13 protein-coding genes are annotated in these 12,660 nt (G+C 65.4%); 3 read left to right on the plus strand and 10 right to left on the minus strand.

Annotated elements, in window-relative coordinates; all coding sequences use genetic code 11:
• Positions 1 to 25: 25 nt before the first annotated feature.
• The 4 genes from Q1V88_RS04535 to Q1V88_RS04550 form a co-directional block, all read right to left on the minus strand.
• Positions 26 to 247: a hypothetical protein gene (locus Q1V88_RS04535; RefSeq protein ID WP_300678469.1), complete on the minus strand. Its 222-nt coding sequence runs from the start codon at positions 245 to 247 to the stop codon at positions 26 to 28.
• Complete coding sequence (locus tag Q1V88_RS04540) at positions 244 to 1,557, minus strand: AAA family ATPase (protein ID WP_300678472.1); 1,314 nt, start codon at positions 1,555 to 1,557, stop codon at positions 244 to 246. Before Q1V88_RS04540 ends, Q1V88_RS04535 begins: the two co-directional genes overlap by 4 nt.
• Before the next feature lie 3 nt (positions 1,558 to 1,560).
• Positions 1,561 to 1,839, minus strand: coding sequence for a hypothetical protein (locus tag Q1V88_RS04545; protein WP_300678475.1), 279 nt, complete (start codon positions 1,837 to 1,839; stop codon positions 1,561 to 1,563).
• A 623-nt stretch (positions 1,840 to 2,462) separates the two neighbouring features.
• On the minus strand, positions 2,463 to 2,696 hold the full coding sequence (locus tag Q1V88_RS04550; RefSeq protein WP_300678478.1) for a hypothetical protein: 234 nt from the start codon (positions 2,694 to 2,696) through the stop codon (positions 2,463 to 2,465).
• Positions 2,697 to 2,899: 203 nt separating this feature from the next.
• Between Q1V88_RS04550 and Q1V88_RS04555 the strand changes: the two genes are divergently transcribed.
• Positions 2,900 to 3,706, plus strand: coding sequence for a hypothetical protein (locus tag Q1V88_RS04555; RefSeq protein ID WP_300678480.1), 807 nt, complete (start codon positions 2,900 to 2,902; stop codon positions 3,704 to 3,706).
• On the opposite strand, the gene Q1V88_RS04560 is transcribed toward Q1V88_RS04555, so the two are convergent.
• The gene (locus Q1V88_RS04560; RefSeq protein WP_300678483.1) at positions 3,703 to 4,059 is read right to left on the minus strand and encodes a nucleotide pyrophosphohydrolase; all 357 of its coding nucleotides are present in this window, start codon (positions 4,057 to 4,059) and stop codon (positions 3,703 to 3,705) included. The two genes, Q1V88_RS04555 and Q1V88_RS04560, sit on opposite strands and share 4 nt — an antisense overlap.
• Positions 4,060 to 4,085: 26 nt before the next feature.
• Positions 4,086 to 4,997 (minus strand): hypothetical protein, encoded by a 912-nt coding sequence (locus Q1V88_RS04565; RefSeq protein WP_300678485.1) that lies wholly within the window; start codon positions 4,995 to 4,997, stop codon positions 4,086 to 4,088.
• Positions 4,998 to 5,114: 117 nt separating this feature from the next.
• Between Q1V88_RS04565 and Q1V88_RS04570 the strand changes: the two genes are divergently transcribed.
• Complete coding sequence (locus Q1V88_RS04570; RefSeq protein WP_300678487.1) at positions 5,115 to 6,104, plus strand: HNH endonuclease; 990 nt, start codon at positions 5,115 to 5,117, stop codon at positions 6,102 to 6,104.
• 43 nt (positions 6,105 to 6,147) lie between these two features.
• Complete coding sequence (locus Q1V88_RS04575) at positions 6,148 to 7,584, plus strand: hypothetical protein (protein ID WP_300678490.1); 1,437 nt, start codon at positions 6,148 to 6,150, stop codon at positions 7,582 to 7,584.
• A gap of 20 nt (positions 7,585 to 7,604) precedes the next feature.
• Here Q1V88_RS04575 and Q1V88_RS04580 read toward each other — a convergent pair whose 3' ends face one another.
• From Q1V88_RS04580 to Q1V88_RS04595, 4 genes are all read right to left on the minus strand, one after another.
• Positions 7,605 to 9,671: a hypothetical protein gene (locus tag Q1V88_RS04580; RefSeq protein WP_300678493.1), complete on the minus strand. Its 2,067-nt coding sequence runs from the start codon at positions 9,669 to 9,671 to the stop codon at positions 7,605 to 7,607.
• Positions 9,672 to 9,695: 24 nt separating this feature from the next.
• Positions 9,696 to 10,574, minus strand: a complete 879-nt coding sequence (locus tag Q1V88_RS04585) for an ATPase, T2SS/T4P/T4SS family (protein WP_300678496.1) — start codon at positions 10,572 to 10,574, stop codon at positions 9,696 to 9,698.
• Positions 10,575 to 10,729: 155 nt separating this feature from the next.
• Entirely contained in the window at positions 10,730 to 11,947 is a 1,218-nt protein-coding gene (locus tag Q1V88_RS04590; protein ID WP_300678498.1) for a HAMP domain-containing protein, read from the minus strand.
• A complete protein-coding gene (locus Q1V88_RS04595; RefSeq protein WP_300678500.1) occupies positions 11,940 to 12,629 on the minus strand; it encodes a response regulator transcription factor in 690 nt (229 codons plus the stop codon). Before Q1V88_RS04595 ends, Q1V88_RS04590 begins: the two co-directional genes overlap by 8 nt.
• Positions 12,630 to 12,660: the final 31 nt, after the last annotated feature.

The following is a 12,660-nucleotide window of genomic DNA, read 5'->3' on the forward strand; positions in this document are numbered from 1 at the left end:
AGGAGCGCGGCGAGGAGGAGGGTGGTCACAGCGCCTCCCGGCAGTAGTCGCACTCGTCGGGCCGGTAGCGGGGCTCCTCGAGCAGGCAGTGGCCCGTGTGCAACGAGCACTCGTCGTCGCCGCAGCCGCCGTGGAGGTTGTTGTCGTCGCGGCCGGACGTCGGCTCACCACACGCCGGGCAGAACTCCGGGACCTCGCCCGTCCACTCCTCGAGGTGCAGCCACTGGCCGCAGCACCAGCACGTCATGACTCGTCCTCGACGGCGAAGTGGCGCAGGCCGCCACCGCGACCCTCGTGGGGCCGGGCCTCGACGTAGCCGTCCTCGATGGCCTGCTTGATCGCGTCGCGGATGCGGTCGCGAGCGTGGCCCGACTCCTTGAGTCCGTCTTGGATGCCGCGCACCGACGCACCGGGGTTCTCCGTGACGAAGCAGACCACGTCATCCACGGCCGCCGCGATCTTCACGTCCTTGCGCGAGCCGGTGGCGAGGGCGATGGCCGCCTTGCGGGTGTGGGCGTCGAAGTCCAGCCGGGATTCGCCCACGCTGACGTCGCGGCCGAACGCCGAGAAGACCCGGGGCGAGTCCTCCTTGCGAGCGTTTACACGCTCCTGCTTCCAGTTGGCGTCGGGCCAGTCCTGGATGCGGGAGTCACCGCGAGCACGGTTCGCACCGTGGCCCATGTGGTGGACGACGAGCAGGTTGGCGATCCCGGCCTCCTCGCAGAGCACGCCGAGGGCGTCGAGGAAGGGCCGTGCGGCGCCGTCCTCATCGAGGCCGAACGCGGTCAGCATCGGGCTCAGGCAGTCCAGGATCAGGACGTCCACGTCGAGGCCAGCCAGGGTCTCGGCCCAGCGCGCGCGGGTCGCGTCGTCCAGGATGTTGAACGCCGCCTCGCGACCACGCAGCGAGATCGGCAGGACGTTCTCGGCGTTCTCGATGGCCTGGTCGCGCAGCCACTCCTGCAAGGTCTGCTGCGGGAGCTCGGCGTCGAGCAGCGCCACCTTGTGCGGACGCTCGATGTCGAACTCGCCCAGGAACGGCTTGCCGTCGGCCAGGGCGGCGACGAGGTTGTGGGTCGTCGTCGACTTGCCGGACTTCTGGTAGGCGGCGAACACGACGCGGCCACCGGCGGGCCAGAGGTCGCCGACGACGTACTTGGGGGTGTCGAAGTCGGCGGTCAGGAACTCGGCCAGCGTCGGGATCTCCGGCAAGTCGAGCGATCCGGCCTTGTCGGCGGCGATGGCGGCCTTGGCCTCGGCCTGCAGCCGAGCGTGCTTCACCTCCCGCTCGATGAAGGCCTTGCGGGCCTCCTCGGCCTTCTGCTCCTTGGCGGCCTTCTCCTCGGCCTGCTTGAGCCTCCGCTGGTCAGCCTCCCACTGCAGGTCCCGGAGGCGGTTGCGTTCATGGCGCCGACGCTCCATCTCGTCGGCGTCCTCGGGCTCCCACGGCGACGCACCAGAAGTGTCGACGTCGCCAAGTAGACTTGAGAGCGCGAGAGCGTTGGCGTCACCCTGTGCCGGGGTGGCGCCGTTCTCGTTTGCGAGAGCGGTGTCCATGGGTCAGTTGCCCTCGGACTCGTACGGGGCCTCGACGATGTCGTCGGTCTCGACGACGAGCGAGTTCGCGAAGCGCTGGCGGGCCAGCTCCTCGACGGCGTCGACCTCCCACAGGTGCGCGACCTGGCCGCGAACGGTGCGGGTGGCGTAGCGCTTGAGGCCAGCCTTCTTGGCGGCCTCGATGAAGGCGGGCGGAGTGGTCTTGTACTCGTGTGCGGCGCCGAGGGTGCCGATCAGGTCGGTTCCGTCGGGGAGTTGGCGGCACTTGCTGCGGTCGATCACGGGGGTTACCTCCAGTTGGGTGACAGGCAATCTGAGTCACCGCTGCTGAAGGTCCCGGATGGGAATCGAGCGGGTGGAGGAGACCTTGCTCCTTCACTGCTAACAAGATTACTGAGCTCGAAGGCTCGAAGTGCAGATGAGGCCAAGAAAGTCTGGCGCCCCGTCATGTGGGTGTAGGCACCGGTCGTTTACACGGACCAAGCGAGCGAGGGCGCCAGGGCGGACCACAGCACCGTCGCCGCCGGGATCGGGGAGGGATCAAGAACCCCGCACACTTCCAGACCTGAAACCGTCCGGCCGCTGGGGGCGTGAACCGTGCGGAGCGTGCGTACTCCGTACGCTGTCGCACACTCGCACACTTCACTGCCAAGCGTGCGGACCAGAGGCCTTCGCACACTTCCGCACACTTCGCACACTTCGATGTTTGAGGGCGAGGGCGGGCCAGGTCGAGGGCCACCGACGACGCCGTGATGGTGGGCGTAAACGGCCCCAGGCGGCCCCCAGGCTGGTTCTCAACCAGGTAGCTGACAAACGTTGGAACCCGTACAGGGCCAGGGTGGTTATTGCGACCGGCTGGGGTTGGCGCCGAGCTCGAGGGGACCCCCACCGCCTCGGCGTGCGGCTCAGGTGCCGTAGCGAGTGTCCACGTCGGCCGAGACCTTGCACGTTGGGCACGTTCCGGAGACGTCGAAGTCTGTCTTCTCGCTACCGGTGACGGTGGCATGGAACTTCTTGAAGGTCGGCCGCTGCCAGTGGGAGCCACTCCACCCATTGCCCTTGTCGAGTATGCGGTCGGACTCCGTGAGCCCGCACCCAGGGCAGGTCAACGTGATGGTGGCGCTGTCGATGGTTCCCATGGCCCTGAGGCTATCCAGCGCCCGGCGCGCTTAGAGGCCCGATGAAAGCAATCGGTCAGGGCGTCGCCGAAATGGCGAGGCGCCTCTCCACCGTGGCGGATGGCCTACCTGGGATTCGGCTGGCGCGATGACTTTGGGGCGAGGCTTGCGTCCCGAAGTCGCGAGCGTCTACAGACCGGGCAGCGAACCGAGAGTTGAGGGCCATGGCAGAGCGAGACATGCGGGCACCGCAGGTACACGAACCGGCTGAGGTCGTTCTCGACCTCGACAGGCTTGTTGATCCCGTGCGCCCGTCCGGGGCCGAAGCTTCCGACTTCACGTTGGTGACACATGACAACTCACAGGTGGACAACACCGAGGATGCCTGTCGCGTCGCGGCGTTGGTCGGTCCAGCGTTTCGAGCGCACGTCGCTGAAGGTGCGGCGATGCGCGAGCCTGGCCTGCCGTTGTACGAGGGATGGCCTCTGGACGCTGGGCAACAGTCACCGATTCTCAATGGCTGGCGGGCCGCGCCTCATGCCATCACCGTGGGGCTACTCGATCCGGACTCAAGCGAGGCGGCCGCCCTGTATTTTCTGACCTTCCTGCCCGGTCTCGAACAGCCGGTCAGCGACTTCGCGTGGACCCGCCCCGAGTACCGGCGACGCGGTCTCTACCGGCGCCTGAGGCTGCACGTGGACTTCGTTTACGATCCCCTGCGTGGTGGCGCATGGGCGCCGGGCGTAACAGAGGCGCTGGAGCGGGCAGGGCTCACCGCAGAACAAGTCCATGCGCGACGGATGGGTCCAGACGGCACGGACGACCCTGCAGCCATCGCGTCGATCGCCGCTACTCTTTTCAGGAATTCAAAGGCCTACCAGGCTGAACGATTCCTCGGGTCCGACGTCATCGACGATCGGCGCGAGCGCTTGCATGCCAGGATGAACGAGGACCGCCGACACCTGGCCGATGCAGAGTTCGAGCTGCGTCGAGCCGTGGCCTGGGCACGGTTGGCGGGCGACAGCGACTAGATGTCCGTGTACTTAGTAGCCACGCCCTTGGCCTTGCTCTCGGGGTAGCGCTCCTCATTCCGGTTGACCTTGGCGTGGGCAGCCGCCACGAGGTCGATGTCGCACTGATCAGCAAGCCGGGTGAGGTAGATCAGAACGTCCGCGAGCTCGTCTTCAATTCGCGAGCGGGACTCCGCTTTCGTTAGGGCCGCCACGACCTCGTCGTCGGTGAGCCACTGGACCTCGGCCGCCAGCTCACCGACTTCACCAACCAAGGCGAGAACGAGGTTCCTCGGGCTATGAAACTGGCCCCAGTCGCGCCGATCCGCGAAGTCCCGCACTCGGGCTGCCAGATGTTCGAGATCGTGGTCCACGTGGCGAGCGTATTCGAGTTGATCGGCTAGTTGTGGCTGGCCAGATGCCAGGCGAAGTAGCCTCGCGAGGCGTTGTCGTGCGCAGAGCACCGCCGACCGGCGAGGTCGCCTACAGCGGACGCAAGGTCACCGGTGGAAGGGCGGTGTGCGACGACCTGCCCCGTGTCGTCGACAGCGAGGAAGCCGTGCTCGAACATCTCGTCGCACCCAAGAGCGCAAGCAGGCATAACGTTGTTCAGATCCCGAAGCTCATCGGGCGTGCAGGCAGAGCGTCGCTTGATGTGGGCTGCTCGCACGAGTCGGGCGGGATACGTCTTGCTGCACACCGCGCAGGTGAGTTCCGTCCGATCCCCGAACTTCCGGGCGCGGAGCTTGCGCTGCTCACGACGGACGAGCACCTGGGCCAGGGCGTCGAACTCTCCCGTGTGATCGAGTTGTCCGTCGTCGGGGCCGTCTTGCTCGACGATCGAGATCTGCGGCGCGCGATCGTCGGCAAGGTCAACGAGCACGGCACTGCCTTGGGTGTTCGCCGACCAGCGGAGGGCCTCCAATACAGCGGGCTCCAGGGTGACGACCTCTGGTGCGCGCACCTCGTACAGCACCTCGAAGGCGACCCTGTTGGGGTACAGGACCGCACGAGCATCGATCTCATCCGGCCATACCGGGGTCTGCCCTTGATGCAGCGATGAGGTGAATCGCAGGAAGAGCGCGCGGCCCAGACGGGCCGTGTCCCAACCACCCTCGGCCACCCGAGGGTTTGGACCTTGGGTCCCCATGATGAGGAGATCGCCTGGCCGGATCTGGCTCACAATCTGGCGGTGGTCCTTCCTGTCCAGCACCGAGTCCCGCCATCCCCACACGAGGTTCCGCAGACCCGCCTCGAGATTGCGCTGACCCACCTCGCTGGCGGCCACGTACACAGCGAACACGTTCGGCATGAAGTCCCCGTTCTCCTTACGTCAAACCGAAACCACTACCTATCACGCTCTGGCGAAACACGAGCTGTTCCGCGCATTCCAGGCAAATGACGGAGAATGGGTGGTTAGGTTCCACCTATGGCGCTCGCGGACCTGACCGACCCTGATGCAGTACGCAAGGCGATGGCCGAGTTCGACGAGCGAGGGCGGGACGCGTTCCTCGAGGAGTACGGCTTCCACCCGGCCAGGGACTACTTCATCGAGCTCGACGGCAAGCGCTACGACTCGAAGGCCATCACAGGCGTCGCGCACCGCTACCAGCACGGTGAGCTCCTGAGCGCTGGCGACTTCTCCGGTGGAGACAGCACGGTCGCAAACCGGCTCGAGAAGCTCGGCTTCTTGGTCACTCGCCCTGTGAACCTCCCGGACTGGTCCGTCGATGAGTTGATGCTGGCTCTCGACCTCTACCTGCGCACGCACGGCCAGATCTCTTACAGCGCCACCACGAAGGTTGTCACTGACCTCAGCGCAGAGCTCCGATCACTTCGGATCTTCCCGGAAGAGATTCGCGCAGTGCCGCGCTTCCGGAACCCCTCCGGTGTCGCGCTCAAACTCCACAACTTCTCATCCATCGACCCCAACCACGAGGGCAAGGGGATGGGCCACGGCGCCGCCGGAGATCGGTCAGTCTGGCAGGACTGGGCACACCGACCCGACGAGCTTGCCCAGGCAGTCGCCCTCATCCGTGCGCGGGGCGAGACGGACGACGCACCGGCAGACACCGGCGAGGACGAAGAGTACGAGGCTGCCGAGGGGCGCATCCTGTTCCGAGAGCACCGGCGCTACGAGCGGGACCGAAAGCTAGTGGCCAAGAAGAAGGCGGCCGTGCTCAGGAAGACGGGTCGCCTCGCCTGCGAAGTCTGCGACTTCGAGTCATCGGAGGCCTACGGCGTCGAGGGCGTCATCGACGTCCACCACGTCGTGCCCCTCCACAAGATCGGCGAGAGCGTCACGACGATGAGTGATCTTGCTCTGGTCTGCCCTACGTGCCATCGAGTGCTGCACAGGCACCGGCCCATCATTACGCCAGCGGAGTTGCGCGCGAGGAAATCCGACCCCAAACCATAGAAGCTCATTCGCAAGCTGGCCACGAGGACTGACAGGAGAACGGATGCGCTTCTCAGAGGCGTTTGGCATCACCCTCACAGACGCGGACGACTGGTTTGATCCGCACCTCACCATCGACACAGCCCTCTTCCTGGACCCGTTCCTGCTGCTCGCCGCCGGTGGTCATTGGAAGAAGCAACACGCCAGGTTGGTGAAGCACTTCGCTCATGCCTACACGCTGGTGGCCAAGGCCAGCGGACCGAACTCGCTTTCAGCTAGGACCGCTCGGTCCGTTCTCACGTTCCCAGAGCCCTACGAGTTCGGTCTGGGGTACACCAAGAGCGGAACACGAGGCTCGGGATCAGGCGGCGGACAGGCGGGTCAGATCGCAGACGGAATCGCTGTTTCCATCGCCGCCGGTCTCACGCAACCTGAGCACATCGAGGAGATTGGCATCCTGAACGAAGGATTCGGCGCAGACCGCATTTCTGACGCTGCCTGCAACGTCCTGAAGGCCGAGTTCATCGCCTACACCCAGCAGGTCGTACAGCGGCACGGCCTGCCCACCGAGACGTTCAAGATTCGGCGCGCTGGCTTCGACATCAAACAGAATCGCTGGCTCGACGTCATGGCCGACCTGCCAAGCAATCCCGAGACCGGGGATCCGATCCTCCTCCTCCCCCGCAGGCTGCTTAACGATCTTCCTGTCCTGAACGCGGACGATTGGTTCGACAGCGGGTTGAACGACGACATCAGGACTCAGTTGAACCTGAAGGTCGGCCAACACGTCGCGAAGCGCCACATCGTCGAGTTCGCACGACGACGTCCCGAGCGCGTCAGAGACTGGGCACGGCAACAGACCAGTCGTAGCGATCTGTCGGGCTACGACTTCGAGGATGACCCCAAGGGCGTGGCCAACTTCGACGGACCGCCGGTGGCCTTCGCCATGATGCATGCTCTTCAGGGTTTCGAGATCCCCAAGACGCAGGCAGAGTTGTCTGACCTCGTCCGGGAAGTTCTCGAGAAGTACAAGCACTTCTTGGAGCAACAGGGCGGCTGGCAGATGCTCTGGAACTCGGACGGAACCGAAAAGCCTGAGAGTGCCGCTCAGTTGATGTTCGTCGCCATGGCGCAGCACTACCTGCGACTCTTCGATGTGGAGGTTGATCGCGAAGTCGACCTCGGTCGCGGACCTGTCGACTTCAAGATCTCGTCTGGTTCATCCAAGCGCCTGCTGATTGAGATCAAGAAGGCGCATAACGGCAAGTTCTGGAACGGCCTTGAGCAACAGTTGCCGAGCTACTTGGTGTCGGACCAAGCGAACGAGGGATGGTTTCTCGCTATTCGCTATCGCAACAACAAGGCGAGTGAGGACAGGATGAAGGAACTTCCCGACCGCGTGAAACAGTGCGCATCGGATGTCGGTAAGGCGCTCCGCTACATGGCGGTCGACGCCCGCCGTCCACTCTCAGCGTCCAAACTTACGAACGGCGGTACGTGAAGGACAGGGGCTCCAAGTCTTCATTCGGCGGTTCCATCGGCGGCTGCCTTCGCCACTAGCGACTTCATATTGGTGACTCGGTATCCGGCGATCGGGTTTCCCTCGGCGTCAAACAAGGGGTCGATCACGACGATCATCGACTCTTCCTCGGCCTCGCGCACAAACAGATCGAAATCGCGATCCTCAGCCAAGATTACTGTGGCCGGAGCGTCGAAATCGAACCCCGCTTGTCGCCAGTTCTCGAGGAACGCATCGAGCCGCAGCGGGTCGGTCAATAGGACCACGGCATCACCGATGGCATACATGGAGCCGCTCTCGCGATCTGCCAAACAGACGAGCGGGGCGTAGAAGTTTTCGACAGTGCTGTGCGCAGCCACCGTTGCGCGTGTGATTTCTCGCGCCGAGGCCGAGACGACCTTCGGAGGGTTGGGAGTCTCAGCCGAGACCATGTGGGAGTAGTTTCCGAAGCCATGCTCATCCGCGCAGAAGGGGTCGCCCGCTTCCTTTGCGCGCTCGATGCTCGCGTTCATCTCAGCCGCTTCCCGCTCTGCCTGAGCTCGCGACGCGCGATGCACTCTGCCGCGTACCAGGACGTATCGAGTGCTCCCGTCATCCAGGTCGTATGCGACGCCATAGCCACCGGTCTCTCGCGAGGAGTTGTCCGGGTTCCAAGCGATCGGGGTCACGCCCGATAGGCGGCGGCCATCGCGAGCGGAGTTGAACAAGCCTTGTCCGCTCCTGAGTTGCTTGATCCAGGTTCGAAAGTCGAAGTCAGTGAGTAAGGGATGCTCGGCAAGGCCTTCGCTTCCGATCACTCCCAAAATGCGATGAGTTGGCCTCAAGCAGTCGCGATGGACCACACCGGCTTCGTAGGGATGTGTATCTTCATCGATCTCGACCGTGTAAGCGGAATGCTCCGAGACCTGGCGTCCGCAAACCAGGCAAGTCAGAAAGTCGGCGTTCTCGTGTACCGCGCGGCGGAATGCGTCGGCGTGCGCCCGCACCACCGGATCCGCCTCAGGATCGTCAAACTTTCCGGGCATCATGATGACTTCGTGATCCTCGGTCAGCAGGCCGTCCTCGATCTCACGCTCCATCCCGCGGTACGTCGCTGTTCGACGGAGAACCTTCCATCTGACGCCGTTGGCTAACTCCACGTAGCCGTCGACAAACTTGATCCGCCTATCTCCGGAGTCATCAAACCGGCGGACGTCAGCAAGGATTGTCTTGTCCAACTCTTCGTCGTGGACGAGCAGGACTTCCCTTCCCATCGACACGTCGCCCATCTGCTCAACTTGAATGCGAAACGTCTCTGGGGTGTCCGGGCCACCCACCTGTTCTCCGGACCGCATCGTGATGAGCGCCCCCACTCGGGACTGCAGACCTCCGAGGTCGATCGAGAGTCTTCCTCGAGCCAGGCCCAGGCAGATTGCCACGAGGTTGCGCCACAACAGCATCGGGTCGGTGAGCGCCACAGGCGCCAGCGCTGTCACCGCTAGCCGCTCAGTTACGCCACCGTCTGCCAGGTCGAGCGTCTCAACATGCATCTTGCGAAGCAGTGCCGTGCGCGTTCCTTCGTCGCAGGCGGCGCCAGTGAGACTCGTGAACTCGCGATCGATATGCGCGTTCACGACGTCCAGTACGTCGCGCTCGTTCTTCGTGAGCGGATTCTTATCCCTACCGCTTTCGTTCAGCCGGATCGACTCACAGAGCTTCTTGAGGTCCAATCGGATCTTGCTGGAGGCGCCGGGCGAAACGGCCAGGACATACCGATCGTCCCCACTGCTGCCGTCGCGGGACTGTCGCACGAACTGGCGGATCACCTTCGCGAACTCGGAGTCTTCGCCCGTCGACAGAGACAGCGTGTTCTTGGCCTGAATCAGAACCCTGCCTCCCGGGACTATCAGGACGATGTCGTCGATGCCGTCGGCGGTCTCGAACCGAGCCTCGGATGGGCGTTCCTCCACACCGCCCAGTCCGACCAGGCTGAGATCGACAATGTCGGTTGCCATCACGACCAACGCCAATGCGCCAACCCGATGCTGGAAGTCGATACCCGAGTTGGTCGCTGCGCCGCCGCCCGTCACGGAAGAATCCTAGGGGCATCCAACTCAAGCCTCAGCCAGCCACGCACCACCAGTGTTCATGATGCGAGAACTAGCCATTTGTGTCCGCAGCGACTCCTTGACCAGGTCGCGCAGGGTGACCTCGCCGGTGCCCTCGAGCCCGGCCTGGCGGCACTGCAGCGCTACCCAGTCCGGATGCGGGAACCGCAGCTCCCAGACCTCCTCGGCGCTGACCACCCGCTCGCCGCCGGGCACCGCGGCGGCCAGACAGTTGAGCATCGTGGTCTTGCCGGCCTGGGTCGCCCCGGCCACCACGATGTTGAGACCGGCCCTGACGCACGCCTCCAAGAACTCCGCTGCCGAGGGCGTGAGCGACCCCAGCTCGACCAGGTCCCGCAGCCGCGCCGCGCGCACCACGAACTTGCGGATGTTGATCGCCGCGAACCCGCGGCTGATCCCCTCCAGCACCACGTGCAGCCGGTGCCCACCGGGCAGCATCGCGTCCACGAACGGCTGGGACAGGTCGACGCGGCGGCCCGAGGACTTCAGCATCCGCTCGACCAGCTCCTCGACCTGGTCCGGGCTCAGCATCACGTTGGTCAGCTCGTGCCGCCCGGCCCGCGCGATGAAGACCCGATCGGGACCGTTGATCCAGATCTCCTCCACGGACTCGTCGTCGAGGAAGGTCTGCAACGGCCCGAACCCCGCCACGCGGGCGACCAGCTCGGCCACCACCTCGGCAGCATCGGGCACCGACGCCACCGCACCGGTCATCGCCCGCTGGTCGTGGTCACGCACCACCGCCTCGGCGATCCTGCGGACCAGAGCATGATCCAGCTGCGGATCGACGCCCTCACGACGTACGCGATCGCGCACGGAGGCGTCGAGCGTGTCGACCAACGACAGTGCCAGCCCAGCCACCATGACCGGAACCCCTTCCCGAGTGGAGCCACTGCCACCGGAGAGTAGGCATCCACACGGAACACGGCCAGAGGACTTTTGACCCCCTGTGGAGAGACGCCGATCAAGCAATTCGGAAACTTGTCACCACCGTCACAAGATTCCCGACACAAACCGCGCTAACGACGCGGAATCAGCAGGTTCACCCCGGTGTCGAACTGATCGCCCTCCATCCGACCACCCAACGCCGTCACCACCGCACGCGCCTGCAGGAACGTCGACCCCGGACCCCGGACCGTCCCCCGGATCCGCGCCGGATGGTCCGAGGTGATCGAGATCCGCAACGCCCGACCGTCGGCCACCACCCCCAGCCGTACGTCGCCACGGGACCGATGCAGCACATCGACCAGCAACAGCTCGTGCAGGTGCTCCAGCGGGCCCGGCGTGCACAGCACGTCCAGATCCCCCTCGGTCGACAGCCCCAGCTCCCGGTCATGGTGCGCCAGCTCGTCGGCCCAGCGCTGCGAACAGCCCGTGACGAGCTCCGCGACCGTGATCTCGGCCCCCGGCACCCGTGAGGTCTGCCGGGCCAGCTCGACCAGCTCGCCGGTGACCACGTCCAGGGCGTTGATCCGTTGCACGCATCGGTCCAGGGCGTCACGGACATGGTCGGGGATCGACTCGGTCATGGCCAGGTCGTCGAGCTCCAGACGCAGCGAGGTCAGCGGCGTACGCAGGACATGGGAGGCATGCTCGGCGAACGACTGCTCCTGGCTGATCCGGTCCTGGAGCTGGGAGGCCGACGTCTTCAACGCCGCCGCGATCGCCTGCACCTCCGGCATCCGCGAGCGCGGCAGGTCCAGGTCGAACCGCCCCCGGCCCAACGCTCCGGCGGCCTGAGCGAGCTTGCGGAACGGCGAGGCCAGCGCACGGGCCACCAGCGAGCCGCTGAGCGCGGCCGCAGCACCGAGGCCGAGGAAGGAGAGCACCACCAGCCACGGGTCCTTGAAGACGATCTCGCCGACCACGGTGCGGGCCTGGCTGACGATCACATAGCCGTTGGACAGCTCCATCGCCGACCAGATGTCGTTGGACAGGCTCGGGTCCGGGCTGCCCTCGAAGGCCTTGCCCTTGCTCACCACCGTCGCCCCCGAGCGCCACCGCAGCCTGACCATCTGGTCGTCGGCACGGAAGCTGTCCAGGAACGACGGCGTCACCTCACCGCCGGCCGCGGCCTGCACCCGGACCGCCGCCGCGATGCTGGTCGCGGCCTGGTGGACCTCCTCGCGCTCGCGATCGGTGACCGAGGAGGTCAGCGAGATCGAGCGCAGCGCGAAGACGACGCCCCACAGCAGCAGGGCGAGGAGGACGAAGCTGAGGGTGAGGCGTCTACGCATCCCGGTTTCCGCCCTCCAGGCGGAAACCGACTCCACGCACGGCGACGACCTTGTCGGTCACTCCCGCACTCTCCAGCTTCTGACGAAGACGCCCGATCGTCACGTCGAGCGTCTTGGTCGATCCGAACCAGTTCTCGTCCCAGGCCTCGGCCATCAGCCGGTCCCGGGAGACGACCTTGTCGCGCTGCGCGGCGAGCACCGCGAGCACGTCGAACTCCTTGCCGGTCAGCGCCACCTCGGTCGAGCCGGTGTGCACCCGGCGCGCGCCGACGTCGATCCGCAGGGCGCCCTCGGGCAGGCCGTCGGAGCCGTTGCTGCCGGTACGACGCAGCAGCGCACGCACCCGGGCCTGGAGCTCGGCCAGACCGAACGGCTTGGACAGGTAGTCGTCGGCGCCGTAGTCCAGCCCGACCACCCGGTCGAGCTCACCTGCTCTGGCGGTGACGATCATGATCGCGCCGTCGTAGCCGCTCTCCCGAGCGGTGCGACACACGTCGAGTCCATCCATGTCCGGCAGCCCGAGATCGAGGATCAGCACGTCGGTGGGACGGGCGCCGAGCTCCTCGAGCGCCTTCGTCCCACTGTCGACCCACGTGACCGTGTACCCCTCGCGCTCCAGGGTGCGGACGAGGGGGAACGCGATGTCCTCCTCGTCCTCGACGACAAGCACCGTATGAGCCATGTCGGAATGGTAAGCGACACCTGCGGCATCG

It is taken from the genome of Nocardioides sp., assembly GCF_030150155.1.
Classification (GTDB): Bacteria; Actinomycetota; Actinomycetes; order Propionibacteriales; family Nocardioidaceae; genus Nocardioides.

What these genes read in the sequence shown, in the direction of transcription:
- Q1V88_RS04535 (WP_300678469.1), bottom strand. Translation starts at nt 247, where the DNA reads ATGACGTGCTGGTGCTGCGGCCAGTGGCTGCACCTCGAGGAGTGGACG.
- Q1V88_RS04540 (WP_300678472.1), bottom strand. Translation starts at nt 1,557, where the DNA reads ATGGACACCGCTCTCGCAAACGAGAACGGCGCCACCCCGGCACAGGGT.
- Q1V88_RS04550 (WP_300678478.1), bottom strand. Translation starts at nt 2,696, where the DNA reads ATGGGAACCATCGACAGCGCCACCATCACGTTGACCTGCCCTGGGTGC.
- Q1V88_RS04555 (WP_300678480.1), top strand. Translation starts at nt 2,900, where the DNA reads ATGGCAGAGCGAGACATGCGGGCACCGCAGGTACACGAACCGGCTGAG.
- Q1V88_RS04565 (WP_300678485.1), bottom strand. Translation starts at nt 4,997, where the DNA reads ATGCCGAACGTGTTCGCTGTGTACGTGGCCGCCAGCGAGGTGGGTCAG.
- Q1V88_RS04570 (WP_300678487.1), top strand. Translation starts at nt 5,115, where the DNA reads ATGGCGCTCGCGGACCTGACCGACCCTGATGCAGTACGCAAGGCGATG.
- Q1V88_RS04575 (WP_300678490.1), top strand. Translation starts at nt 6,148, where the DNA reads ATGCGCTTCTCAGAGGCGTTTGGCATCACCCTCACAGACGCGGACGAC.
- Q1V88_RS04585 (WP_300678496.1), bottom strand. Translation starts at nt 10,574, where the DNA reads ATGGTGGCTGGGCTGGCACTGTCGTTGGTCGACACGCTCGACGCCTCC.
- Q1V88_RS04590 (WP_300678498.1), bottom strand. Translation starts at nt 11,947, where the DNA reads ATGCGTAGACGCCTCACCCTCAGCTTCGTCCTCCTCGCCCTGCTGCTG.
- Q1V88_RS04595 (WP_300678500.1), bottom strand. Translation starts at nt 12,629, where the DNA reads ATGGCTCATACGGTGCTTGTCGTCGAGGACGAGGAGGACATCGCGTTC.